The sequence below is a fragment of the uncultured Limimaricola sp. genome, assembly GCF_964022235.1.
Lineage (GTDB): Bacteria > Pseudomonadota > Alphaproteobacteria > Rhodobacterales > Rhodobacteraceae > Limimaricola.
This window is the reverse complement of record NZ_CAXHZL010000003.1, coordinates 288946-311917: the sequence shown is the minus strand read 5'-3', so window position 1 is coordinate 311917 and position 22972 is coordinate 288946. Positions and strand designations below refer to the sequence as shown.

Below are 22972 nucleotides of genomic sequence, written 5' to 3'. Positions count from 1 at the left end.
CGCCGACATCTCTCGCATGTCCTGCTTTGCGATCCTCGCCTTCTTCGGTCTGTGCAGTCCCGAGCCTGCCCCCGCCGCCGGTCCCGCCGGCATGGTGGCGGTGATCGATGGTGATACCTTCGACGTGGGCGGCGCGCGAGTGCGCTTGCACGGTGTCGATGCGCCCGAAAACGCGCAGAGCTGCGGCACCGGGTCGGGCGCGCAATGGGCCTGCGGCGACTGGGTCACCCAAGAGACATCGCTGCGCTTTGCCGGGCGCATTGCGGCGTGTGAGACCGTGGATATCGACCGCTACGAGCGTATTGTCGCGCGCTGCACCGTGGACGGGGCCGACGTCGGTGAGACGCTGGTCTCGGACGGTCTGGCCTTGGCCTATGTCGAATATTCCAAGGACTATCTACCGATGGAGACCGCCGCGCGCGAGGCCGGGCGCGGCATCTGGCGCGGCGAAGTCGAGGCGCCGTGGGATTGGCGGCGCGCCAAGCGCGCGGGGCAGGCCAAGCCCGAGCCCGAGCGGACCGAGGCGGGCGGCTGCGCGATCAAGGGCAACGTCTCTGGCGGCGGGCGGATCTACCACATGCCGGGCGATCCCTATTACGGGCGCACCAAGATCGACACTTCTTCGGGCGAACGCTGGTTTTGCAACGAGGCCGAAGCGCGCCGCGCGGGATGGCGTCACGCCGGGAGCTGACCGGCTCAGCTGTGCTTTTCGAGTTGCTTCGATGAGACATCGTAGATGAAGGTCGCCGACCAGGTGATGATCATGAACCCCGCCATTGCCTGTGCGCCCACCACCAACCGCATCGGCCCCGTCACCGTCAGCTCGCCGAACCCCACGGTCGAGAAGGCGATGGCCGAGAGATAGGTGTAATCCACCCAATTGGTGAAACCCGTGCCCAAGCCACCGGGAAACACGTGCTCCTGCAAGAGCTGGTAGAGCGCCGCACCGATCGCGATATGCACCATGTGCAGCAGGGCCGTCAGGATGAAGGCCCCGAGTGGCACCAGCGAATTGCGCCCGGTGGCCTGCGGCAGCACGTGCCGGCACAGCACGAGGCCGAAGTGGTGTACCGAGCCGAGCACGATCACGAGCAGGATGGCAATTGTGAGCAACATGCCTCTGAGCTAGGCTGCCTGTGTCCCCTTGCAAGCGAGGAAATCACGCCGTCACCGGGACATGGCGCGGCAAGGCGGCGGCGATAAGCGCCTCGCCGCACAGCGCGCCAAGGGCAAGCTCCCGGCACACGAACGCATCGAACTTCTGCTCGATGAAGGCTCCTTCGAGGAGTTCGACATGTTCGTGGCCCCACCGCTGCACCGATTTTGGCATGCAAGAGAGCCGCCCCTCGGGCGACGGCATCGTCACCGGCTGGGGCACGGTGAATGGCCGGATGATTTATGTCTTCAGCCAGGACTTCACCGTCTTCGGCGGCTCGCTGTCGGAAACGCATGCCCAGAAGATTCGCAAGATCATGGACATGGCGATGCGAAACGGCGCGTTGGTCGTGGGCATCAACGACTCGGGTGGCGCACGTATCAAAGAGGTCGTGGCCAGACTTGCAGGCTATGCCGAGGTGTTCCAGCGCAGCGTGCTGGCCTCCGGCGTCGTACCGCAGATCAGTTTCGTAATGGGCCCCTGCGCCAGTGGCGCAGTCTATTCACCCGCCATGCCCGACTTCATATTCATGGTGGAGGACAGTTCCTATATGTTCGTCACCAGCCCCGACATGATGAGGACCGTGACCGGCGAGATCGTCACCGCCGAGGAGCTGGGCGGGGGCATGACCCACAGCCGCAAATCGAGCGTGTCCGACGCCGCCTTCGAGGGCGATGTCGAGGCGATCGCCGAGACCCGCCGACCGGATCGACGTCTTGCCACTCAACAACCTCCAGAGGCCGCCCCGCCGCCCGTTCTTCGACGATGTGGCCCGCGAGGAGCCTAGCCTCGACAGTCTCATCCCCGCCAACCCTAACCAGCCCTACGACATGCACGCGCTGGTGCGAAAGCTCGCCGACAAGGAGGATTCCTTTGAAAGTTAGGCCGGGTTCGCCAAGAATATCCTGACTTGCTTCATACGTCTCAAAGGCACGACGGTGGGTGTCGTCGCCAACCAGCTGATGGTGTTGGCGGGGTGTCTGGACATCGACAGCTCGCGAAAGGCTGCGCGCTTCGTGTGCTTTTGCGACGCCTTCGAGATCCTGATCCTGACGCTGGTCGACGTGCCAGGCTTCCTTCCGGGCATAGGCCGCGGCGCAGCCCCTGTGGTCCTGCGGCGCCCCCGGTGTGTCCGGGGGCGTGGTGAAAGGGCCGCACGGGATGGCGCGGGCGCGCGTGTCGGGGTATCAGGCGGGTTGCCGCGGATCGCGCGGCGCAGCCCGAGGACACGACTGACATGGAAAAGCACCGCGGATTTCCCGGCCGGCTGCCCGGCACCGACTTTCAATTCACCATCCGTCGCGCCGCCAAGGAAGGCCCAACCAAGATCATCCGCCGCGAGCGGTTTCGCGACCGCCGTCCACCCGACCGGCGCGCCGACGAGGGCTTCATGGCCGCGCTTTGGAACCAGTTCGGCGAAGAGCCCTTCGTGCGGGGCAATCTCGATGCCGCGCGCCTGAGCTGGCTGTTCGGCCGCGAAGTCGTGCCCGCCGAGGACCCCTTCAATCCGCAGGATTACGACGCGCTGCTGCGCATCGACGTCGATGTTGCGCGGCGCGCCTTTCCGGACGTCTTCGGTGCCGAAGAGGACGAAGATGAGGATGACGCGGAAGACGAGAGCTGGTGATCGCCGATCGGGCCGGGGATATCTCGAAATTTTCCGCACAGAGAGTGGCGGGTTGCCGCCCATGCCCTAGCTGTGATCCCAACTCGGCCTGGTCCGGCTTCGCTCTCACTTGCGCAGACCCCTGCGAAGTGGCAGTGACGGCTTCATCTGGGGCACAACCATTCATTTTCGGAGACCAAGAATGGCATCCATGTTCAAACTCTTCGGCGCGCTCGGCGTCGCCGCTACTCTCGCTGCCTGTGGCGCGACTCCCGGTGAGCGCGCCGCGACTGGCGCCCTCACGGGTGCCGCTGTCGCCAAGGTTGCGGGCGAGAGCGCCGTCAACGGCGCGCTCATCGGTGGTGCGATCGGCGGCATCGCGCCCTGCGTCACCAACCCGAACGCGAACGGCTGCTACTGAGCCGACCACGCGACCGGCCTTGGCCGGACGCGCATGACATGACGGGCCGCCGGGGGAGACCTCGGCGGCCCTTTTTCGTGATCGGCCTGGGGAGGTGAAGTTGAGCGGCACGATGTTCGGCAAGACCCTGATCGCAACTGCGGCGAGATCGCCTGCCGGGTGATCAAAAGCGCGCGGGCCATGGGCCTCCGCACCGTCGCGGAGCATTCCGAGGCCGACTGCGACGCGGCGATGTTGCACAAAGCGGTCTGGGGCATGACTGCTCCCTTTACCTCCTTTTTTAGCGGACGGCCTCGATCTCGGCCCTGCCAAGGGCCGAGAAGCGGTTCATGATGGCGGTGCGGATCTGGATTTCGGCGGTTTGGCGGCCGGGGTCTCGTGACATGATCCTCTCGCCGAAGAGCTTCAGGCAGTTCATCAAAGCTTCGACCCGACTTCGGACGTGGTAGCCGGTCCACTTCTTCCAGAGCGTCCGGCCCAAGCGTCTGGTTGCCCGCAGGATCTCGTTTCGCGCGGTGGCAGCGAAGCAGTCTTTTTCCAAGCACGGCCATTGCGACGGATTGGTATGACAGCGTCGGCACCTCGATCGATGATGGCGTCATGGCAGCGGCGCGTGTCGTAAGCGCCGTCCGCGGTGACCGTGCCGATCATCTCCTCTTGGAGAATCGGCGCCAGCAGCTCCGGCAGCAGCGGGCTGTCGCCTTGGCGGCTCGAGGTGAACTCGACCGCGCGCACGTCCCCGGTGCCCGCGTCCATGGCAATATGAACCTTTCTCCATTGCCTGCGACGTGACGGGCCATGCTTGCGGGCCTGCCACTCACCATCACCCCGGAACTTGATGCCGGTGCTGTCGACGAGCAGGTTCAGCGGCTGTCCTGAGGCGCGATACGGGACCTGCACCGCGATCCGCGCCTGCCGGGGGCACAGCGTCGAATAGTCCGGAACCGGCCAATCCAGCCCCGCCATCAGGATCATGCTTTCAATCAGCCCGACCGTCTGCCGGTGCGGAAGCTCGAAGAGCACTTTCAGCGTCAGGCATATCTGGATCGCAGTGTCCGAGAAGGTCTCGGGCCGCCCACGCTTCCCGGTCTTGCCGGCGTTCCAGACCATCTCAAGGTCGAACCAGACCGGTAGCGCGCCGCGCTTGCGCAGCGCCGCATTGTCGTCGGACCAGTTCGTCGTGCGGTAGCGGGTCGGGGGAAGGCTTCGGCATGCCCTCGAGCTAACCCTCAGGGCGCGCCCAGTGAATTCCCTTCACCGATATGTGCAACAGCGCCCGCTAAGCGTCAGGGCCGCGTGGTCAGCCTCAGGGGCGAGACGGGCGACAGCCTCGCCGTCGACGCCGTGATCATGGAATTCGACTAGCGCGTCGGCAGAGCCTGCGCGCCTGCCCCATCGATGGGTCGGTTGGCGTCGCGGATCTCCTGCTGGCGCAATGGCAGCTTGTCGATGGCGTGGATCAGTTCGCGCCCCGAGAACGGCGCTGGCTTGCGCTGTGCGATGCGCCCGTCCTTGCCGATCAGGATCACCGAAAAGCCACGCGGGCGCAGGCTGCGGCGGATCGGGCTGCGGGCATCGGGATCGACGTCGATCAGAATGATCACGTCGCGCGCTGCCAATTCGTCGATCCGCTCTGCGAGAAAACCCATCTGCCGTTCGAACTGCGGATCGCTTGGCCCGTTGGCGAAAACGACGATGGGCCGGGCGCGGAACTCGAAATCCTTCAATTCGGCATCGCCCACCGGGTAAGCCGCGCGAGGCTCTTCGGCCCAGCGTGTCAGTAGATCTGGCGCCTCCTGCGCGGCCACAAGGGGGGCGGCCCAGAGAAGGGCCATGAGCGCGAGCAGGGGGCGAATATGTTTCATGCCTTCAACATAGGGGCGAATGCCCTCCGCGCGAAGGGTGCCGCGACATTCGGCAGCGGGACTGGCGCAACGTCTCTTGTCGCGGCACACTCCGCCTCGACCGTAGGAGAAGCCATGGCCCACCAAGATCGCCGAGACGACTGGGCTGCGCGCGCATGCTGGTGGTCAAGATGGGGCAGGTCGGGCACGACCGCGGTGCCAAGGTCATCGCCACCGCCTTTGCCGATCTGGGCTTCGACGTCGACATGGGGCCGCTGTTCCAGACGCCCGCGGAGGCGGCGCAGGACGCGCTGGACAACGACGTGCATGTCGTCGGCATCTCGAGCCAGGCCGCGGGGCACCGGACCCTTGCCCCCAAGCTGGTGCAGGCCCTGCGCGATCAGGGCGCGGGCGAGATCCTCGTGGTCTGCGGTGGGGTGATCCCCGATCAGGACCACGCGATGCTCAAGGAGGCGGGGGTCGCGGCCATCTTCGGGCCGGGCACCAACATCCCCAAGGCCGCCTCCGAGATCCTGTCGATGATCCGCACGCGCGGCTGACAGGGGACTTGCGGCGCGGGGCGGGACGCGACATCACGGGGGCCGAAAACAATCTGTGCCCGAGGCCTCTCATGATCCGCCCCGCAACCCCCGAGGACGTGCCCGCCCTTGGTGCCATCTGGAACCGTGTCATCCGCGAGACCAGTTCGATCTTCAACGCGACCGAGCGCAGCGAGGCGGAGATCGTCGAGATCATCGGCAACGGCGATCCGTTCCTCGTCTGGGACGAGGAGGGCGTGCAGGGCTTTGCCCGCTGGTTTCCGTTTCGCGGCACGGACGGCTACCGCCACACGGTCGAGCATACGATCCTGCTCGCCCCCGGCCTGCACGGGCGCGGCGCGGGGCGGATGATGATGGAGCGGCTGTTCGACACGGCTCGCGCCGCGGACAAGCATATGATGGTCGCCTGCGTGACCGCCGAGAACACGGCTGGCATCGCCTTTCATGAGCGCATGGGCTTTGAGCGCGCCGGCACCATGCCGCAGGTAGGGCGCAAGTTCGGCCGTTGGCTCGATCTCGCCATCCTGCAGAAACGACTCTGACAATGCCGCAATGCGGCGCTAAGGTGAACCCATGTCGATCTGGACACGAATAGCCGAAGCCATCGCGGCGCTGAGGCAGGGCGAGAGCCTTGCCTCGATCTTCGACCGTCTGCGCACGCCGCCCGAACGCTCGGTTGCCTTTGCCATCGCGGTGATCGCTCTGGGCGCGAAGATGGCCAAGGCCGACGGGCTGGTGACGCGCGGCGAGGTCGCAGCCTTCCGCGAGATCTTCACCATTCCGCCCGAGGAAGAGGCCAATGCCGCGCGGGTTTTTAACATGGCGCGCACCGATGTCGCAGGCTTCGACGATTACGCCCGCCGCATCGCGCGGATGTTTCGCGGTGAAAAAGGCCCTTTGTTCGACCTGATGGAGGGGTTGTTTCATATCGCTCTCGCGGACGGCGACTACCATCCGGCCGAGAACGCCTTCCTGCAGGAGGTGGCGCAGATCTTTGAGATCGACGAGCGCAGCTTTGCGCGGCTGCGCGCGCGCTTCGTCCCCGATTGCGAGCCCGATCCCTACGATGTGCTGGGCGTGTCACCCAACGACGACATGGGTGATATCCGCAGTGCATGGCGCGCTATCGTGCGCGAAACCCATCCCGACCGGCTCGCCGCGCGCGGTCTGCCCGAGGAGGCGATGAAGCTGGCCGAGAGCCGACTTATCTCGGCCAACAGGGCGTGGGAGCGGATCTCGGAAGGGCAGGGCCCGGTCACGACCGGTGGGGCCACGAACGGGGCCGAGGGCCGCGCCTGATGCGGCTGGCGACGTGGAACGTCGCCTGGTTCGACCGGCTGTTCGACGACGCGGGCCAGCCGCAGCACGATGACGCGCCATCGGCCCGCCACGGGATCACGCGCGCGCAGCAGCTGGACGGGATCGCCCGGGTGATGCATGCGCTGGATGCGGACGGGATCGTGGTGGTCGAAGCCCCTGACACGGGTGGCAAACGTGACGGAATGCGGGCGCTGGAAAGCTTTGCTGCCCAAGTCGGTCTCAGAACACGAGAGGCGCTGACCGGTTTTCGCAGCCACACCCAGCAGGAAATCGCGTTTCTCTACAATCCGGACCTCCTGAGCGCGCGCCACGATCCACGTCAGAGCGCCAAGGCCCCGCGGTTTGATTTGCACGCCGGCCGGGGCGAGACGCGCATCACATGGTCAAAACCGCCGCTGGAGATGGCCATCGAAGCCGCTGGCGTCACGCTGCGGCTCATCGGCGTCCATGCCAAGTCCAAGGCCCCACATGGCGCGCAAGGCGCGGACGACCTGCGTCGCATCGCGGTCGAGAACCGGCGCAAGCAGCTCGCGCAATGTGGCTGGCTGCGCGCGCGGATCGAGGATCACCTCGATGCGGGCGACAGCCTCGTGGTCATGGGCGACTTCAACGACGGCCCCGGCCTCGACGCGCAAGAACGGCTGTTCGGACGGTCGGGCGTGGAGATCGTGCTGGGCGAGGACGGGCCGCCCGATCGGCGTCTGCATGACCCGCACGCGGCCCTTGCCCTGTCGCATCCGATGGCGGCTCAGCCCGCCACGGCGCGGTTTGCCGTGCCGCCCGACTGGCGCATCCTCTCGGCGCTGTTGGATTACGCGATGATCTCGCCGGATCTGTGCGCCCATGCCCCGCGCTGGCGTATCTGGCATCCCTTCGACGACCCCGCGATCTATGCCGATGCCGATTTGCGCGAGGCGCTGCTCGCGGCTTCGGATCACTTTCCCGTCACGCTCGACCTCGACCTTTCTGGAAAATCCGTCCCGGCCTCCTAGGTTTGACGCATGAGACAGATCGTGCCCATCGCCCTCGCCGCCGCGCTGTTCGCGGCCCCTGTCACCGCCCAAATCGAGGAGGCCCCCGAAGATGAGGGTTTCAGCCTCATGCAACGGGGGGCGGAGCTGTTCTTCGAAGGCATCATGGGTGAGATGGAGCCCGCCATCGAGGATTTCCGCGAGTTCGCCAAGACCGCGGAGCCACATCTGCGAGCCCTGCTGTCCGAGATGGGGCCCGCGCTGATGCAGGTTCTCGACAGGATCGACGACATCGCCAATTACGAAGCACCCGAGATCCTCGAGAACGGCGACATCATCCTGCGTCGCAAGCGCGAAGCCCCTGAATTCACGCCCGATCTGGAGGCACCCGAAATCGACATCTGACTTGTCCCGCCCGGTGGGCGATGCCTAACTCGGCAAGTAGCAGAACGGACATGCTCTCATGATTCAAAAGCGGAGCGGCCCACGTGCCGTGGTCTTCGATCTCGATGGCACGCTGATCGACAGCGCGCCCGACATCGCGAATGCGGTAAACCGGACCTTCGTGGCGCATGGTTTGGAGCCGACGGACGAGGCCGTGATAACCGGACTGATCGGCAACGGCGCGCATCGGCTGGTGGCGGATCTTCTGTGGCGTCAACGCATTCCGGCGGCTCCTTCCGACATCGACGCACTTACGGATGCCTACCTGGAGAGCTATGCCGAGAATCCGGTGGCGCGGACGACGATTTTTCCTCATGTGGCCGAGGATCTCGCCGTGCTCAGGGCAACGGGCTGGCGGCTCGGGCTGTGCACCAACAAACCGCAGGCGCTGACGCTTGCGGTGCTAGTGGCTCTTGGCCTTGATCATCTGTTCGACGCAGTGCGCGGCGCGGATGCCGTGCCCGCGCGCAAGCCCGATCCCGGCCATCTGCGCGCGGTGATCGAGGCGATGGGCGTTACGACGGCGATCTACGTAGGCGACACCGAAGTCGACGAGGCGACGGCGCAGGCCGCCGATGTGCCGTTTCGGGCCGTCGGCTGGGCCGCGCCGGGGCGGCTTTCGACGCCCGAGGCCCGGCGGCTGACCCGCCTGTCGGACCTCGCGGCCTAGTCGCGCAGCCGCACCTCGCCGGTGGCATCGAGCGCCGAGGCCAGCGATTTGAACCGCTGCTCGGCCACTTCGCTGAACAGCGACTTTGCGCGCGGATCAAGGTCGAGCGTCAAAGTCTTTTCCACCGCATTCCAAGCGAGGTTGCCCGGCACCGTTTCGGCCCCGAGCCAGAGCATCGCCCCCAGACGCATAGCCCGGCCCAGTACCTCGGCCTCGCGTTGGTCTTCTTCGGAGACGAGTGGGAACATCTGCTCGTAGCGCGCGCCTTCGCGCTTGTTGGAATAGCGGTGCATCAAAGCCAGCCCGAGGAACACCCGCTCGGAGTGCTTGAGCCCACCAAGGTTGGCGCGCGTCGCATTGTCGAAGCAGACCTGAGGCCGGTAGTCGGGATGTGCGCGCCAGCTCACGTCGTGCAGCAGGCAGGCGGCCTTGATGATCCGCTTGCGCTGCCAGTCGGCATGCGGAAACAGCGGGCGCACGAAATCGAACAGCACCGGGCCAAATCCGGGCATCCGCGCGTCCTTGGCCTCGGCAAAGCGGCAGGCCTCGATCAACGGATCGCGGTCGCGCAGAGCGGGGGGCATCTGCTCGTAGAGCATACCCTCACGGATGCCGTAGGAGGAAATCGTGATGTCCTTGGGCTGGAACACCTGCACCAGCCGGTCGAGCACCCGGATCGCCAGCGGCACCAGCGCCATGCGGTCCGAGGAGACCCCGGCGCGGGCGCGCAGATCTTCGGGGTCTTCCTTTTCGATGAACTTGCGCGTCTCGGCCACGGCTTCGGTGGTCATGCGGTATTCATGCAGCACGGTAAGCGGGTAGTCGCGCCGGGTCATGTCGCAGCGCGCGATGGCCCGCCACGAGCCGCCAACGAGGAACAGCCGCATGCCGGTCTCGTTCTGCATTTCGCCGTGAATCTCGTCGATGGTCGACTTGATGTAGGCGTCGAGACCCTTCTCGCCGCCCTTGACCTCCTTGAGCTTGAGCGGTCCCAAAGCTGAGGTGAGGCGGCGCCCGACCTTGCCCTCGGCGATGTCGGCCAATTCCATCGAGGAGCCGCCGATGTCGCAGACCATGCCGTAGGAGCCTGGCCAGCCCAGAAGCACGCCCTGCGCCGAAAGCCGGGCCTCTTCGTCGCCCGCGATGACATGGATCTCGATCCCGGTCTCGCGCAGCACTTCGTCACAGAACTCCGGCCCATCCTCGGCCTCGCGGACCGCGGCCGTGGCCACGGCGGTCAGCGGCGTGATGCCCATGCCCTCGGCCAGCGTGGCGAACCGCTTGAGCGCGGCCAGAGCGCGCTCGCGTCCCCTGACCGAAAGGCGGTTGGTTTCCGACAGACCCTCACCCAGCGCGCACATGATCTTTTCGTTGTAGAAATAGGCCGGAGATCGCGCGGCGCCGTCGAAGACGACGAGACGGACCGAGTTCGAGCCCACGTCGACCACGCCGACGCGGCTCAGCGCCCGGGATTCGGGATCGTCGAAGAGCGGCCGGCCGAAAGGCCCCCAGTCGCCGCTATGCGCGTCGCTGTGTTCGTTCATGAAGCCCCCATGATCCTGCCGCAGCATGTGGCCCGGCCTCTCGCGGAGTCAACGCCCCGCATCGGGCGCGGTCTTAACGGCCTGCCCGGTGAGGGCAAAGGAAAAATGGCCTAAGCCTTGAAACTACTACGAAAGAGTGGATTTCCGTTCAGTCGTGCGCATGGGTGAGCTGTGGCACATCGCCCGCACCCGCCGTGCCGCGCCCCGAAAGAGAGGGGTTTTCCATGAAGAAGCGGTGGCAGGAGAAGGCGCGCCCATCCTCGGGCCAGTCGGCCCGGCGAAAGCGGCCGTCGGGTCCCATGACCCAGCTTTGCGCTACATCGGCGAGGTTCGCGGCCATGATCTGATCGGTGATCTGCGCCTTCACGGTTGGGTTGGTGATCTCGGCCAGCGTCTCGACCCGGCGATTGAGGTTGCGGCCCATCCAGTCGGCGGAGGAAATGAACACGCGCGCCTTCTTCGAAGGAAGGCCCCGACCGTTGCCGAAACAGACGATGCGGCTGTGCTCCAGAAACCGCCCCACGATGGACTTCACCCGGATATTCTCGCTGAGCCCCGCGATGCCGGGTCGCAGCCCGCAGATACCTCGGATCACGAGGGAGATCTTCACGCCGGCGCGGCTCGCGTCGTAGAGCGCATCGATCACCTCGGCCTCGACCAGCGAGTTCATCTTGGCCCAGATCTCGGCCGGGCGGCCCGCGCGCGCGTGCTCGGCCTCCGCCGCGATCATCTCGAGCAGTCGCGGTTTCAGTGTCAGCGGAGAGATCGCGAGGTTCTCGAGCCCCATCGGCTCGACCGAGCCGCCGATATAGTTGAACACCTTGGTCGCATCGCGCCCCAGCGCCGCGTCGCAGGTGAAGAACGACAGGTCGGTGTAGATCCGCGCGGTGATGGGGTGATAGTTGCCGGTGCCGAAATGGGTGTAGGTGACGAGGTTGTCGCCCTCGCGCCGAACCACCGTGCTGATCTTGGCGTGGGTCTTGTACTGGGTGAAGCCATAGACGACATGGGCGCCCGCGCGCTCGAGGCGGCGCGATTGGCGGATGTTGGCGGCCTCGTCGAACCGGGCCTTGAGTTCGACCAGTGCGGTGACGGACTTGCCGTCCTCGGCCGCCTCGCACAGCGCCTCGACGATGGGCGAGTTGCGCGAGGTGCGGTAGAGCGTCTGCTTGATCGCCACCACGTCCGGATCGGTCGCCGCCTGCTGCAGAAAGCGGTTGACCATGTCGAAGGTCTCGTAGGGGTGGTGCAGCAGCATGTCCTTTTGGCGGATCGCCGCGAACATGTCGCCGTCGTGGTCCTGCACGCGCTCGGGCACACGCGGTGTGAAGGGCGGCCAGAGCAGGTCGGGGCGCGCGTCGGTGACAAGCTCCTTGAGGTTGCCGATGCCGATCAGCCCTTCAACCTCCATCACCTCCGCATCGCGGATGTGCAGCTCTTCCATGATCGTCGCCTTGAGCGCGGGCGGCGCGTCCGCCGAGAGCTTCATGCGCACCACTTCGCCCCGACGGCGACGCTTGAGCGCGACCTCGAACTCGCGCACCAGATCCTCGGCTTCCTCCTCGACCTCGAGATCGCTGTCGCGCAGCACCCGGAAGGTGCAGTGCCCCTTGACCTTGTAGCCCGGAAACAGCTGATCGAGGTTCAGCAGCAACAGCTCTTCTAGCGGCAGGAACCGCTGACCGTCCTCGGTCGGGAGCTGTACGAAACGGTCGATCTGCGCGGGTACCGGCAAAAGCGCGCGCAGCGGTTTCTTGTCGGAGGCACGCTCGAGCGACAACGCCAGGGCGAGGCCTTCGTTGGGAATGAAGGGAAAGGGGTGCGCGGGGTCGATGGCCAGCGGCGACAGAACCGGGAAGACGCGGTTGAGAAATGCGTCCGACAGGTAGGCCATGTCCTTTTTCGACACGTCGGTGCGGTTCAGGATGGTGATATTCTGCGCGGCCATCTCGTCGCACAGGATCTTGAACACCTCTTGCTGTCGCGCCATCAGCGCGCGCGCTTCGCTGTCGATCTGGCGCAGCTGTTCGGCCGGGGTCAGCCCGTCGATGGCGGGAGTGGTGTTTCCCGCCTGCGCCAGTTCGCGCAGGCCCGCCACGCGAACGGTGTAGAATTCGTCGAGGTTGGTCGCCGAGATCGACAGGAAGCGCAGCCGCTCCAAGAGCGGCACGCGGGGGTTCTCGGCCTCCTCCAGCACCCGAAAGTTGAAGCCAAGCCAGCTCAGCTCGCGATTGACGAAGCGCGCCGGGCCCGAAAGGTCAGCGTCGAGCGCGGTCGGCTCCGGAAAGCTCGCGGCGAGAAAATCGGCCTGTGTCATGGGTGCTGTCTGGCGCATCTTTGCAACGGTAAGGTGACGGGTCGCCCCACTATCGCGCCCGCCCGCCGGGATTGTCCAGCGGCCCGCCTCAGAGCCTGTCCAGCGCTCGGCGCGCCAGCGCGCGGCTAACGGGGCGCGCCTCGGCCAGAGCCATCCGGTCGAGCCGCGCCACCACGGCGGCCGCACTGGCAAAGCTGCGCTCGATCCGGGCGCTGAGATAGGGGATGACATCGGCCATCGGCACCAGCTGCCGATCGGCGAAATGCTTGGCCAGCACCGCGCCCAAGAGCTTGTCGTCGGGGTCCTCGATCCGCGCCACCGCCGTCGCCTGCAGGCGGCTCGCCAGATCGGGCAGCGCGATGTCGAGCCGCGCAGGCGGGCGGTCGGAGGTGAGCAGCAGCCGACCGCCCGAGGCGGCGAGACGGTTGTGCAGGTGAAACAGCGTCACCTCGGCGGCACGGGGCAGGCGTTGGATGTCCTCGACCACGATGGCCGCCCCCGGTGCGGGTGGTGGCAGGCTGGGGCCGAGGTCATGCGCGAGCAGGATCATCGCCTCGCTGCCTGCTTGCCAGACGCGGGCGAGGTGGCTCTTGCCCGATCCGGGCGGGCCGATGAGCGCCAGCTTGCCTTCGGGCCAGCCCATCGCCGTGACCATTTCATGCGCGGGGCGGTTCGCCTCCGAAAGGATGAAGTCGTCCGGCCCCAGAGCCACCGCGAGCGGCAGATCGAGGCTCAGTTGCCACGCCATGCGCCCTCCGGCAGGGTCGTGTCTGAAGCGGACGATGCGGGGGGCGAAGCGGGCGGTGAGACGGGTGGCGGCATCGCCGTGGCCGACCCCTGGTAAAGCGCGCTGTCTTGATAGCGGGCAATGCCGAAGCGGGCGAAGACGCCGAGCATCGCCGCAAAGGGCACGGCCACCAGCATGCCGACGAATCCGAACAATGCCCCGAAGACCGCCAGCGCGAACAACAGCCAGACCGGGTGCAGCCCGACCGAGGAGCCGACAAGGCGCGGCGTCAGGATGTTGCCCTCGATCATCTGGCCCGCGACGAAAATCCCTGCCACGGCGCCGATCCAGACCCATTCGCCCCAGAACTGGAACAGCGCGAGGCCGATCGCCAGCACGCCGCCCACCAAGGCGCCGACATAGGGAATGAAGGTGACGAGCCCCGCCAACGCGCCGACCACGAGGCCGAAGTTCAGCCCGACCAGCGCCAGCGCCACGGCGTAATAGGTGCCAAGGATCAGGCAGACGAGCCCCTGTCCGCGCACGAATGAGGCCAGCGTCCGGTCGACCTCGCGTGCGAGCTGTCGAATCGTGGGCGCGTGTTCGCGCGGCAAAAGCTCGTCGATGCGCGCCACCATCCGGTCCCAGTCGACCAGCAGGTAGACTGCGACGACGGGAACGACCACGAAGAGCACCAGCAGGTTGATCACGCCCATCGCCGAAGTGAGCAACCCGTTGAGGATCTCACCGCCGCGGGCCTGAATGGCCGCGCCAATGGCGTCGAGCTGGCCACGGATGGTGGAGCTTTCGTCCATCAAATCGGGGAACCGCACCGCGAGCCAGTCGCGCAGGCCCGAGAAGAGCTCGGGCGCGGTCTGCACCAGCTGCGTCGTCTGCCGGATCAGCGTCGGGATCAACAGCAGCACCGCGGCCACGAAGATCAGCACCACGCCCAGAGCGATCACCCCCACCGACATCGCCCGGCTCAGGCCGAGCCGTTCCAGCCGGTCGGCCACCGGATCGAGCAGGTAGGCCAGCGCACCGCCCACGAGGAACGGCAGGATCACGTCGCCCAAGAGCCAGAGCAGAACGAAAGTCACGGCCGCGATGACGGCCCAGATGCGCGCCTGATGCTGGATTGGAAGTGCCACGGAATTCGCTCCTTGCGCGGATGTCCTACCTATGTCGCCGCCGGGGCGCGGGCGCGCAAGGCTTTTGGGTCTGGCGCATAGGGTCCGGCACAACCGGGGCGAAGGCAGGGCCGGACGACGCTTGTCAGGTGCGCGGCACTCCCCTACAGGGGGATTCGTCTGCCCCTTTGCCGATCCGCCTTTCTGACATAGGATTCCTCGATGCGCCTCACCCGCTATTTCCTTCCCGTGCTCAAGGAAACGCCCGCCGAGGCGCAGATCGTCAGCCATCGCTACATGCTGCGCGCGGGCCTCATCAAACAGGCCGGTGCCGGCATCTACTCTTGGCTGCCGCTGGGCCTGCGCGTGCTGCGCAACATCGAGCGCATCGTTGATGAGGAACAGCAGAAGGCCGGGCACATCCCGCTGTTGATGCCAACGCTGCAATCGGCGGACCTGTGGCGCGAAAGTGGCCGCTACGAGGCCTACGGCGAAGAGATGCTGCGCATCAAGGATCGTCAGGGCCGCGACCTGCTCTATGGTCCCACGAACGAGGAGATGATCACCGACATCTTCCGGTCCTACGTGTCGTCCTACCGTGACCTGCCGCTGACGCTGTATCATATCCAGTGGAAGTTCCGCGACGAGATGCGCCCGCGCTTTGGCGTGATGCGCGGCCGCGAGTTCCTGATGAAGGACGGCTACACCTTCGACGTCGACCGCGAGAAGGCGCTCGAGGCCTATGACCGTCACATGGTGAGCTACCTGCGCACCTATGAGCGGATGGGCCTCAAGGCGATCCCGATGCGCGCCGACAGCGGCCCGATCGGCGGCGAGAACACGCACGAGTTCCTCGTGCTGGCCGAGACCGGCGAGAGCGAGGTGTTCTACGACAGCAACATCCTCGATCTGGAGCTGGCCGACCGGATGGTGAACTACGAGGACCCCGATCAGCTCAAGGAGATCGTCGCCGAATGGACCACGCCCTATGCGCGGACCGACGAGACGCATGACGCGGCGCTGTTCGACGAGATCCCCGAAGAGCGCCGGCGCTCCTCGCGCGGGATCGAAGTGGGCCAGATCTTCTACTTCGGCACCAAGTATTCCGAAGCGATGGGGGCGACCGTCACCAACGCCGAAGGCCAGCGCGTGCCGGTCGAGATGGGCAGTCACGGGATCGGCGTGAGCCGCCTCATGGGTGCGATCATCGAGGCCAACCACGACGACAAGGGCATCATCTGGCCCGAGGGCGTGACGCCGTTCCACGTCGGCATCGTCAACCTGCGCCAGGGCGACGCCGAGACCGACGCTGCCTGCGCCGGAATCTATGCCGGTCTGCGGACGCTGGGCCTCGATCCGCTCTATGATGACCGCGACGAGCGGGCGGGGGCGAAGTTCGCCACCATGGACCTGATCGGCCTGCCGTGGCGCATCACCGTCGGCCCCAAGGGCCTCAAGAACGGTGTGGTCGAGCTGGTCTCGCGCCGCACCGGCGAGAGCGAAGAGCTGCCGCCCGAGCAGGCGGTCGAAAAGATCGCCCGGATCTACGCCTATCTCTGAAGCCTAGATCTCGTCCGGGAGCAGCACCACCGCGCCTCGCTTGCGCCCTGTCGCGACCCGGTCATAGGCCTGAGCGATCTCCGACAGCCGGTAACGGCTGTCGATCACCGCGCGCAGGTCGCCCGCCTCCACCAGCCGGGCGATCTCCTCCATGTCGGCGCGGCTCTCGGTCGCCACGCCACTCTTGGCCCGCTTTCCGCCGCGCAGGGCAAAGCGCGCGGCGATGTCGGTGCCGAGCCCCGCATAGACAAGCAGCAACCGGCCGTTGGGCGCCAGTGCGCGCATCCGCAGACCCAAGGGGGCGGTGCCCACGGCGTCGAGGATCACGTCGTAATAGCCCTCGCGGGTGAACGGCGCTTCCTCGTCATGCGCGATCACCTCATGCGCGCCCAGATCACGGACCAGATCGGCGTTGGCGGAGGAACACACCGCCGTCACCCGCGCCCGCATGGCTCGGCCTATCTGCACCGCCGCCACGCCCACCGCACCGGATGCCCCGACCACGCAAAGCCGCTGCCCCTGCTTCAGTCGCCCCTTGTCGCGCAGGAACTGCAGCGCCGTGGTCGCGCCAAAGGGCAGGGCGGCGGCCTGGCCGTGGCTCAAGGCATGCGGCTTGTGCACCACGGCGCCCGCTTCGGGCAGAACCACCGCCTCGGCATGGGCGGCCATCTTGTTGCCGGTGCTGCCGAAAACCTCGTCCCCCACGGCGAACCGCGTCACGTCGCCGCCCACGGCCTCGACGACGCCGGAAAAGGCGGTGCCAAGGATCGGATTTCGTGGCCCCGACCAGCCGAAGACCATCCGTACCAACAGCCCGTAGCCACGCGGCACGCTCAGGGAGCGGACGCGCCAGTCCCCGGCGCTCACGGTCCCGGCGCAAAGCCCGACGCGGATCTCGCCCGGGCCCGGCGCGGGCAGCGGCCGGTCGACGATCTCCAAATGTTCCGTGCCGCCATAGGCGCGGCAGATCACGGCGCGCATGCACGCTCTCCTCATCATGTGGCCATGGCCGCGCTTGTGCGCGCATGACATCCCCCCTCCAAAGCTGACCCGGCCCCGGCGCTTGCGTCAAGCCGCGCCGACACCGTGGCGTGAAGCGGCGGCGTCGCGGCTTGACCCCGCCCGCGCGTCCCCCCAAGGTCCGCGCGCATTTCAAGGGACCCTCCATGGCCAACCGCACCGCCCCGTTTTCCGCCTTCGAGTGGATGATCGCCTGGCGCTATATTCGCGCCCGCCGCGCCGAAGGCGGCGTCAGCGTCATGACCTGGATCAGCCTTGTCGGCATCACGCTGGCGGTGTTCGCGCTGATTGCCACCCTGTCGGTGCGCGCGGGCTTCCGTGAGGAGTTCATCGACACGATCCTCGGTGCCAACGCCCATGTCACCGTCTACCAGGACAGCGTGATCGAGGGCACCGACATCACCCGCCGGGTCATCGCCGATTATGAGGAGCTGTCGCAGCGCCTCGTACAGGTCGAGGGCGTGACCCGTGCGGCCCCGGTGGTGCGCGGGCAGGTGATGCTGAACGCGGGCAACGAGAACGCGGGCATCGAGATCTATGGCATCGCCGCCGAAGACCTCGCCTCGCTGCCGCGCATTGCCGATCCCGCGACCGGGATGGGCGACATCGCGCGGTTCGACGAAGGCATCGCGCTGGGCTCTGGCGCAGCGCGCGAGCTGGGCGTGGCGATCGGCAACAAGGTCAAGGTGATCTCGCCCAACGGCGCGCGCACGCCGATGGGGGTGAGCCCGCGGGTTTCGGCCTTCGAGGTCACCTATATCTTCACCGCCGGGCGCTATGACATCGACCGCACCCGCGCCTATCTGCCGTTGTCGGAGGCGCAGCTTTTCTTCAACCGTGACGGCGTCGTGGACGAGATCGAGGTGATGGTCGAGGACCCCGACGACCTCGAGTCCGTGCTGCCAGAGATCATGGAGACCGCCGGGCCGACCGCCTTCCTGTGGACCTGGCGCGACAGCGCGGGCGCGTTTCTGCGCGCGCTCACGGTTGAGGACAACGTGATGTTCGTCATCCTGTCGATCCTCGTGCTGATCGCCTCGATGAACATCATTTCGGGCCTGATCATGCTGGTGAAGAACAAGGGGCGCGACATCGGCATCCTGCGCACCATGGGCCTGACCGAGGGCTCGGTGCTGCGCATCTTCTTCATCTGCGGCGCGGGTATCGGCACCTTGGGCACGCTGCTCGGCGTGGCCTTGGGCTGCGCCTTCGCGATCTGGATCGACCCGATCTTCTCGGCGGTGAACTACCTCTCGGGCGGCGGCGTCTGGGACCCATCGATCCGAGGCATCTATGCGCTGCCCGCCAAGCTGGAGTGGGGCGACGTGTTGTCGGCCGTGGTCCTGTCGCTGACCCTGTCGTGGGTCATCACGCTGTTTCCCGCCCGCCGCGCGGCGCGGATGAACCCGGTCGAGGCGCTGCGCTATGAGTGATGCGATCCTGAAGCTGAGCGGTCTCACCAAGACTTACAATCGCGGCAAGCCCTCGCAGGTGCAGGTGCTGCGCGGCGCGGATCTGGTGATACAGCCGGGCGAAGTGGTGGCGCTGGTCGCGCCCTCTGGCGCGGGCAAGTCGACGCTGTTGCACATCGCGGGGCTACTCGACACGCCCGACGAGGGGCAGGTCGAGATCGCGGGGCAGGAGATGACCAAGCTTTCGGATCGTCGGCGCACGCAGGCGCGCCGCGCCGACATCGGCTTCATCTACCAGTTCCACCACCTGCTGCCCGAGTTCACGGCGCTCGAGAACATCGTGCTGCCACAGCTTGCTTCGGGGGTATCACGTGGCGAGGCCGAAACGCGGGCGCGCGGTCTGCTGGAGCAGGTCGGAGTCGGCCCCCGCGCCGATCACCGCCCGGCGGCACTTTCTGGCGGTGAGCAGCAGCGGGTGGCCTTCTGCCGCGCTCTGGCCAATGCGCCGCGACTTTTGCTGGCCGACGAGCCCACGGGCAACCTCGACCCCGACACGTCGGACCGGGTGTTCGGCGCGCTGATGGCGCTGGTGCGTGGCACAGGGCTTTCGGCGCTGATCGCGACGCACAACCTTGAGTTGGCGGCACGGATGGATAGGGTGGTCCGGATGGATCATGGGGTGGTGGCCTGATCAGGCGAGTCCGGCACCTCGTATAGTTGCATATTTGCAGTATTATTCTCGTATTAGGCGATCTGGCGATTGCGCTCCATAGGCTGCAATGATCAGTGCCGCCACGGGTGCCACCTCCTCTGGTGCCCGCTTACGGAGAAGAAAATGTTCAATAAATTTGCAGTCGTTCTGGCCGCTGGCGCGGCCATGACGGCTGGTGTGGCCTCGGCCGAATTGCGTAGCGCCGAAATCGGTCTCGCCTCTCAGGGCACCAGCGGCGACAGCGGCGACATCGGCACCGGCACCCTGTTCGGCAACGTCGACCTCGGCTTTGGCGGCAACTACGGCGTACAGCTGGCCGTTCAGTCGAGCCATTCCGAAGACCAGAATTCGGCTGCCGAAGCCGACGCCACCGCGATCCTCGCCTACGGCTACAGCGACTTCGGTTTCGGTCGCTTCGGCGTCCTGCTCGGCCACGCCGAATCCGACACCATCGACCTCGGCGCGAACCTGTACGGCGTCGGCTTTCAGCTCGGCCGGTCGGGCGACACGCTGCACACCAGCCAGGTGTTCGCGATCGCCGATCTGGAAGATGTCTCCGACGAGACGGTTCTGCTGTCGTCGCTGTCGGTCGCCTCGGTGGTCAGCGAGCGCGTCGCCATCACCGGCGACCTCGGCTACAACTATCTGGAAATTTCCGGCTACGACGTGAACGCATTCAGCTACAGCGTCGGCGTGGAATTCTACGCGACGCCCCGCGTCGAACTGGGCGCCTCGCTCGGCGGCACTTACGCGGATGACGGCATCGACAGCGCCAGCGACGCGACCGCGGCGCTCAGCGTCAGCTACCTGTTCGGCAACGACGTCGGCGTGCGCCGTCAGCGCAGCCTGACCGCGATGAACTTCGGCTTCTAAGTCGAGGCGACAGAGGGGATCATGCCCCTTCCTTCGGCGCGGCGGTCCGTCCGCCGCCCGTGTTTGCACCCCGCCGCCCTCGGTCCCGGTCCGTCCGGAAGCGGGGGCGGTTTTGCGTTCGTCGAATCGAGGATGTCGATGTCTATCGCATTTCATGACTAAGGTTCGACCGCGCGGGAAGCGATTGGTCGGGATGGGTCATCTAAGGGTAGCGCTGATCTCCCACCACTCCCTATCACAGGCTCAGCCGAGGCTTTCGCAGGCTATGCCATCGCGATCGCGGTCCAACCCATGAGGATCGCCGGGACCCGCGGCTTCATAGAATTGCTGCGCTTCCCTATGCGTTGAGAAGTCAGAGCAGTTTCGATCTACGCCATGGAATGGAGTAGGCGGAGCAGCAGGTCGGGGGACCGCCGTTTGCGTACGGTGGCAGTGATAAGGTTGGGACCCCGCATGGCAACCTTGCGCGTTCAAACCACCGCCATGAGCCAGCAGTTGGCTTGGCAACAGGACTATACACAGCAAACTGAAAAACTTGCGGGACGAGCTATACCCTCATGGTGAAAGAGAGCGCACCTGCCTATTCCGACGCCTGACAAATTCCGGCGTTCTCTTCAGAATAAAAATCCACTCCCGCTAGCAATCTACGGGAGTGGTCCGACTGGTATCAATCGAGATTAATCCTCACACATCCAGTTCTTCCACGAACCGCGCGTTCTCCTGAATGTACTGAAACCGCAGTTCCGGTTTCTTGCCCATCAGCCGCTCCACTAGATCCGCCGTCTCGCCCGGCTCGTCGTCGCTGATCGACACGCGGATCAGCTTGCGGGAGTTCGGGTCCATCGTGGTTTCCTTGAGGTCCTTGGCGTCCATCTCGCCCAGACCCTTGAAGCGCTGCACGTCGATCTTGCCCTTGCCGCCAAGGCCCTTCTGCATCATTCGCTCCTTCTCCGCATCGTCGGCGACGTAGAGACGGCGCGCGCCTTGAGTCAGGCGGTAGAGCGGCGGGCAGGCGAGGTAGAGGTGGCCGTGGTCGATCATCGGGCGCATCTGGCTGAAGAAGAAGGTCATCAACAGCGCCGCGATATGCGCGCCGTCGACGTCGGCGTCGGTCATGATGATGATCTTGTCATAGCGCAGGTCGTCGACGTTGAACTTCGACCCGAGGCTGACGCCCAGCGCCTGTGTCAGATCGTTGATCTCCTGGTTGGAGCCGAGCTTTGACGAGGCGGCGCCGAGCACGTTGAGGATCTTGCCCCGGAGCGGCAGAAGCGCCTGCGTCTTGCGGTCGCGCGCCATCTTGGCGGAGCCGCCGGCAGAGTCGCCCTCGACGATGAACAACTCGGTGCCGGCGCGGTTGGAAGCCGAGCAGTCTACGAGCTTGCCCGGAAGCCGCAGCTTCTTGGTCGCGGTCTTGCGGGCGGTTTCCTTTTCCTGACGACGGCGCAGACGTTCTTCGGCGCGCAGGATCAAAAAGTCGAGGATGGCTCCGGCCGACTTGGTGTCGGAGGCCAGCCAGTTGTCGAAGTGGTCGCGCACCGAGTTCTCGACGAGGCGCTGCGCCTCGGTGGTGGCGAGCCGATCCTTGGTCTGGCCCACGAACTCGGGCTCGGCGATGAAGCACGACACCAAAGCGCAGCCGCCGGTCATCAGATCCTCGCGGGTGATCTGGCCCGCCTTCTTGTTGTTCACCAGATCGCCGTAAGCACGGATGCCCTTGAGGATCGCGGCCCAGAAACCGGCCTCATGCGTGCCGCCCTCGGGCGTCGGCACCGTGTTGCAGTAGGACTGGGTGAAGCCATCGCGCGAGGGCGTCCAGTTCACGGCCCATTCGACCTTGCCCGGCACGTTGAACTTCTCGCGGAACTCGACGGTGCCGGCAAAGGGCTTGTCGGCATAGGTCGAGGATTTGCCCAAGGTTTCGGCGAGGTAGTCGGCGAGGCCGCCGGGGAAATGGAAGGTGGCCTCGCGCGGGGTCTCGCCATCGTCGATCTCGGTCTTCCAGCGGATCTCGACGCCTGAGAAGAGATAGGCCTTGGAGCGCACCATCTTGAGAAGCCGCGCGGGCTTGAACCGGTGGTGACCGAAGATCTCTTCGTCGGCGTGGAAGGTCACGGTGGTACCGCGCCGGTTCGGGGCGGCGCCGATCTTGGCCACGGGGCCTTGGGGGATGCCGCGCGAGAAGCTCTGCTCGTAAAGCTCGCGGTTGCGCGCGACCTGCACGACCATCGAATCCGAAAGCGCGTTCACGACCGACGCGCCAACGCCGTGCAGACCACCGGAGGTCTGGTAGGCCTTGCCCGAGAACTTGCCGCCCGCGTGCAGCGTGCAGAGGATGACCTCCAGCGCGGATTTGCCGGGAAACTTGGGGTGCGGGTCGATCGGAATGCCGCGGCCGTTGTCGCGGATCACCACCGAGTAATCGGCCAGAAGCTCGACCTCGATCCGATTGGCGTGGCCGGCAACGGCCTCGTCCATGGAGTTGTCGAGCACCTCGGCCACGAGGTGATGCAGCGCGCGTTCATCCGTGCCACCGATGTACATGCCGGGGCGCTTGCGCACCGGCTCCAGCCCCTCAAGGACTTCGATGGAGGAGGCATCGTAGGCGGGCTCGGCGCCGGAGAGGAGATCGTCGGGCATGGGCACTGCTCTTGTTCTGGGGTGCCGGCCATATAACCCGGAGGC

20 protein-coding genes and 3 pseudogenes are annotated in these 22972 nt (G+C 66.1%); 14 read left to right on the top strand and 9 right to left on the bottom strand.

The features are described from left to right. The first annotated feature begins 16 nt into the window (after positions 1 to 16). Positions 17 to 691, top strand: a complete 675-nt coding sequence (locus AADJ02_RS06160) for a thermonuclease family protein (RefSeq protein WP_341212115.1) — start codon at positions 17 to 19, stop codon at positions 689 to 691. 5 nt (positions 692 to 696) lie between these two features. On the opposite strand, the gene AADJ02_RS06155 is transcribed toward AADJ02_RS06160, so the two are convergent. Further along, complete coding sequence (locus AADJ02_RS06155) at positions 697 to 1116, bottom strand: ion channel (RefSeq protein WP_341212114.1); 420 nt, start codon at positions 1114 to 1116, stop codon at positions 697 to 699. A gap of 61 nt (positions 1117 to 1177) precedes the next feature. On the opposite strand from AADJ02_RS06155, the pseudogene AADJ02_RS06150 reads away from it, so the two are divergent. The 3 genes and pseudogenes from AADJ02_RS06150 to AADJ02_RS06140 form a co-directional block, all read left to right on the top strand. Further along, positions 1178 to 2241 (top strand): annotated as a pseudogene (locus AADJ02_RS06150) (carboxyl transferase domain-containing protein); the annotation flags it as partial. A 152-nt stretch (positions 2242 to 2393) separates the two neighbouring features. Next, positions 2394 to 2783, top strand: coding sequence for a hypothetical protein (locus AADJ02_RS06145; protein ID WP_341212113.1), 390 nt, complete (start codon positions 2394 to 2396; stop codon positions 2781 to 2783). A gap of 190 nt (positions 2784 to 2973) precedes the next feature. Then, positions 2974 to 3183, top strand: a complete 210-nt coding sequence (locus tag AADJ02_RS06140) for a hypothetical protein (RefSeq protein ID WP_341212112.1) — start codon at positions 2974 to 2976, stop codon at positions 3181 to 3183. A gap of 280 nt (positions 3184 to 3463) precedes the next feature. On the opposite strand, the pseudogene AADJ02_RS06135 reads toward AADJ02_RS06140, so the two are convergent. Then, positions 3464 to 4416, bottom strand: a pseudogene (locus tag AADJ02_RS06135) (IS5 family transposase). 128 nt (positions 4417 to 4544) lie between these two features. After that, the gene (locus AADJ02_RS06130; protein WP_341212111.1) at positions 4545 to 5048 is read right to left on the bottom strand and encodes a DUF4174 domain-containing protein; all 504 of its coding nucleotides are present in this window, start codon (positions 5046 to 5048) and stop codon (positions 4545 to 4547) included. A gap of 152 nt (positions 5049 to 5200) precedes the next feature. On the opposite strand from AADJ02_RS06130, the pseudogene AADJ02_RS06125 reads away from it, so the two are divergent. From AADJ02_RS06125 to AADJ02_RS06100, 6 genes and pseudogenes are all read left to right on the top strand, one after another. Further along, positions 5201 to 5587, top strand: a pseudogene (locus AADJ02_RS06125) (cobalamin-dependent protein); the annotation flags it as partial. A gap of 71 nt (positions 5588 to 5658) precedes the next feature. Continuing rightward, positions 5659 to 6129, top strand: a complete 471-nt coding sequence (locus AADJ02_RS06120; RefSeq protein ID WP_341212110.1) for an N-acetyltransferase family protein — start codon at positions 5659 to 5661, stop codon at positions 6127 to 6129. A gap of 31 nt (positions 6130 to 6160) precedes the next feature. Further along, positions 6161 to 6886 (top strand): molecular chaperone DjiA, encoded by a 726-nt coding sequence (locus AADJ02_RS06115; protein ID WP_341212109.1) that lies wholly within the window; start codon positions 6161 to 6163, stop codon positions 6884 to 6886. Further along, entirely contained in the window at positions 6886 to 7899 is a 1014-nt protein-coding gene (locus AADJ02_RS06110; RefSeq protein ID WP_341212108.1) for an endonuclease/exonuclease/phosphatase family protein, read from the top strand. Before AADJ02_RS06115 ends, AADJ02_RS06110 begins: the two co-directional genes overlap by 1 nt. A 9-nt stretch (positions 7900 to 7908) precedes the next feature. Then, entirely contained in the window at positions 7909 to 8283 is a 375-nt protein-coding gene (locus tag AADJ02_RS06105) for a hypothetical protein (protein ID WP_341212107.1), read from the top strand. Positions 8284 to 8341: 58 nt separating this feature from the next. Next, the gene (locus AADJ02_RS06100; RefSeq protein WP_341212106.1) at positions 8342 to 8992 is read left to right on the top strand and encodes an HAD-IA family hydrolase; all 651 of its coding nucleotides are present in this window, start codon (positions 8342 to 8344) and stop codon (positions 8990 to 8992) included. Here AADJ02_RS06100 and AADJ02_RS06095 read toward each other — a convergent pair. The 4 genes from AADJ02_RS06095 to AADJ02_RS06080 form a co-directional block, all read right to left on the bottom strand. Further along, positions 8989 to 10536, bottom strand: a complete 1548-nt coding sequence (locus AADJ02_RS06095; protein WP_341212105.1) for a Ppx/GppA family phosphatase — start codon at positions 10534 to 10536, stop codon at positions 8989 to 8991. The two genes, AADJ02_RS06100 and AADJ02_RS06095, sit on opposite strands and share 4 nt — an antisense overlap. Before the next feature lie 148 nt (positions 10537 to 10684). Beyond that, on the bottom strand, positions 10685 to 12853 hold the full coding sequence (locus AADJ02_RS06090) for an RNA degradosome polyphosphate kinase (protein ID WP_341212104.1): 2169 nt from the start codon (positions 12851 to 12853) through the stop codon (positions 10685 to 10687). An 88-nt stretch (positions 12854 to 12941) separates the two neighbouring features. Continuing rightward, entirely contained in the window at positions 12942 to 13601 is a 660-nt protein-coding gene (locus tag AADJ02_RS06085) for a DnaA/Hda family protein (RefSeq protein ID WP_341212103.1), read from the bottom strand. After that, positions 13586 to 14731, bottom strand: a complete 1146-nt coding sequence (locus tag AADJ02_RS06080) for an AI-2E family transporter (protein WP_341212102.1) — start codon at positions 14729 to 14731, stop codon at positions 13586 to 13588. Before AADJ02_RS06080 ends, AADJ02_RS06085 begins: the two co-directional genes overlap by 16 nt. 201 nt (positions 14732 to 14932) lie before the next feature. On the opposite strand from AADJ02_RS06080, the gene proS reads away from it, so the two are divergent. Then, on the top strand, positions 14933 to 16270 hold the full coding sequence (proS, locus tag AADJ02_RS06075) for a proline--tRNA ligase (RefSeq protein ID WP_341212101.1): 1338 nt from the start codon (positions 14933 to 14935) through the stop codon (positions 16268 to 16270). 3 nt (positions 16271 to 16273) lie between these two features. Here the strand turns inward: proS and AADJ02_RS06070 are convergent, their stop codons facing one another. Beyond that, a complete protein-coding gene (locus AADJ02_RS06070; protein ID WP_341212100.1) occupies positions 16274 to 17251 on the bottom strand; it encodes an NAD(P)-dependent alcohol dehydrogenase in 978 nt (325 codons plus the stop codon). Between the two features lie 185 nt (positions 17252 to 17436). Between AADJ02_RS06070 and AADJ02_RS06065 the strand changes: the two genes are divergently transcribed. From AADJ02_RS06065 to AADJ02_RS06055, 3 genes are all read left to right on the top strand, one after another. Beyond that, complete coding sequence (locus AADJ02_RS06065) at positions 17437 to 18723, top strand: lipoprotein-releasing ABC transporter permease subunit (RefSeq protein WP_341212099.1); 1287 nt, start codon at positions 17437 to 17439, stop codon at positions 18721 to 18723. Continuing rightward, positions 18716 to 19393, top strand: coding sequence for an ABC transporter ATP-binding protein (locus AADJ02_RS06060; protein WP_341212098.1), 678 nt, complete (start codon positions 18716 to 18718; stop codon positions 19391 to 19393). Before AADJ02_RS06065 ends, AADJ02_RS06060 begins: the two co-directional genes overlap by 8 nt. 144 nt (positions 19394 to 19537) lie before the next feature. Then, entirely contained in the window at positions 19538 to 20287 is a 750-nt protein-coding gene (locus AADJ02_RS06055) for a hypothetical protein (protein WP_341212097.1), read from the top strand. 684 nt (positions 20288 to 20971) lie between these two features. Here AADJ02_RS06055 and parE read toward each other — a convergent pair. Further along, positions 20972 to 22927 carry a DNA topoisomerase IV subunit B gene (parE, locus tag AADJ02_RS06050; protein ID WP_341212096.1) on the bottom strand — a complete coding sequence of 652 codons (1956 nt, stop codon included), beginning with the start codon at positions 22925 to 22927 and terminating at the stop codon, positions 20972 to 20974. Between the last annotated feature and the right edge of the window lie 45 nt (positions 22928 to 22972).

Excerpts from the sequence above, each read along its gene's own strand:
- AADJ02_RS06160 (WP_341212115.1), top strand. The coding sequence starts at position 17 with ATGTCCTGCTTTGCGATCCTCGCCTTCTTCGGTCTGTGCAGTCCCGAG.
- AADJ02_RS06155 (WP_341212114.1), bottom strand. The coding sequence starts at position 1,116 with ATGTTGCTCACAATTGCCATCCTGCTCGTGATCGTGCTCGGCTCGGTA.
- AADJ02_RS06145 (WP_341212113.1), top strand. The coding sequence starts at position 2,394 with ATGGAAAAGCACCGCGGATTTCCCGGCCGGCTGCCCGGCACCGACTTT.
- AADJ02_RS06140 (WP_341212112.1), top strand. The coding sequence starts at position 2,974 with ATGTTCAAACTCTTCGGCGCGCTCGGCGTCGCCGCTACTCTCGCTGCC.
- AADJ02_RS06130 (WP_341212111.1), bottom strand. The coding sequence starts at position 5,048 with ATGAAACATATTCGCCCCCTGCTCGCGCTCATGGCCCTTCTCTGGGCC.
- AADJ02_RS06120 (WP_341212110.1), top strand. The coding sequence starts at position 5,659 with ATGATCCGCCCCGCAACCCCCGAGGACGTGCCCGCCCTTGGTGCCATC.
- AADJ02_RS06115 (WP_341212109.1), top strand. The coding sequence starts at position 6,161 with ATGTCGATCTGGACACGAATAGCCGAAGCCATCGCGGCGCTGAGGCAG.
- AADJ02_RS06110 (WP_341212108.1), top strand. The coding sequence starts at position 6,886 with ATGCGGCTGGCGACGTGGAACGTCGCCTGGTTCGACCGGCTGTTCGAC.
- AADJ02_RS06105 (WP_341212107.1), top strand. The coding sequence starts at position 7,909 with ATGAGACAGATCGTGCCCATCGCCCTCGCCGCCGCGCTGTTCGCGGCC.
- AADJ02_RS06100 (WP_341212106.1), top strand. The coding sequence starts at position 8,342 with ATGATTCAAAAGCGGAGCGGCCCACGTGCCGTGGTCTTCGATCTCGAT.
- AADJ02_RS06095 (WP_341212105.1), bottom strand. The coding sequence starts at position 10,536 with ATGAACGAACACAGCGACGCGCATAGCGGCGACTGGGGGCCTTTCGGC.
- AADJ02_RS06090 (WP_341212104.1), bottom strand. The coding sequence starts at position 12,853 with ATGACACAGGCCGATTTTCTCGCCGCGAGCTTTCCGGAGCCGACCGCG.
- AADJ02_RS06085 (WP_341212103.1), bottom strand. The coding sequence starts at position 13,601 with ATGGCGTGGCAACTGAGCCTCGATCTGCCGCTCGCGGTGGCTCTGGGG.
- proS (WP_341212101.1), top strand. The coding sequence starts at position 14,933 with ATGCGCCTCACCCGCTATTTCCTTCCCGTGCTCAAGGAAACGCCCGCC.
- AADJ02_RS06070 (WP_341212100.1), bottom strand. The coding sequence starts at position 17,251 with ATGCGCGCCGTGATCTGCCGCGCCTATGGCGGCACGGAACATTTGGAG.
- AADJ02_RS06065 (WP_341212099.1), top strand. The coding sequence starts at position 17,437 with ATGGCCAACCGCACCGCCCCGTTTTCCGCCTTCGAGTGGATGATCGCC.
- AADJ02_RS06060 (WP_341212098.1), top strand. The coding sequence starts at position 18,716 with ATGAGTGATGCGATCCTGAAGCTGAGCGGTCTCACCAAGACTTACAAT.
- AADJ02_RS06055 (WP_341212097.1), top strand. The coding sequence starts at position 19,538 with ATGTTCAATAAATTTGCAGTCGTTCTGGCCGCTGGCGCGGCCATGACG.
- parE (WP_341212096.1), bottom strand. The coding sequence starts at position 22,927 with ATGCCCGACGATCTCCTCTCCGGCGCCGAGCCCGCCTACGATGCCTCC.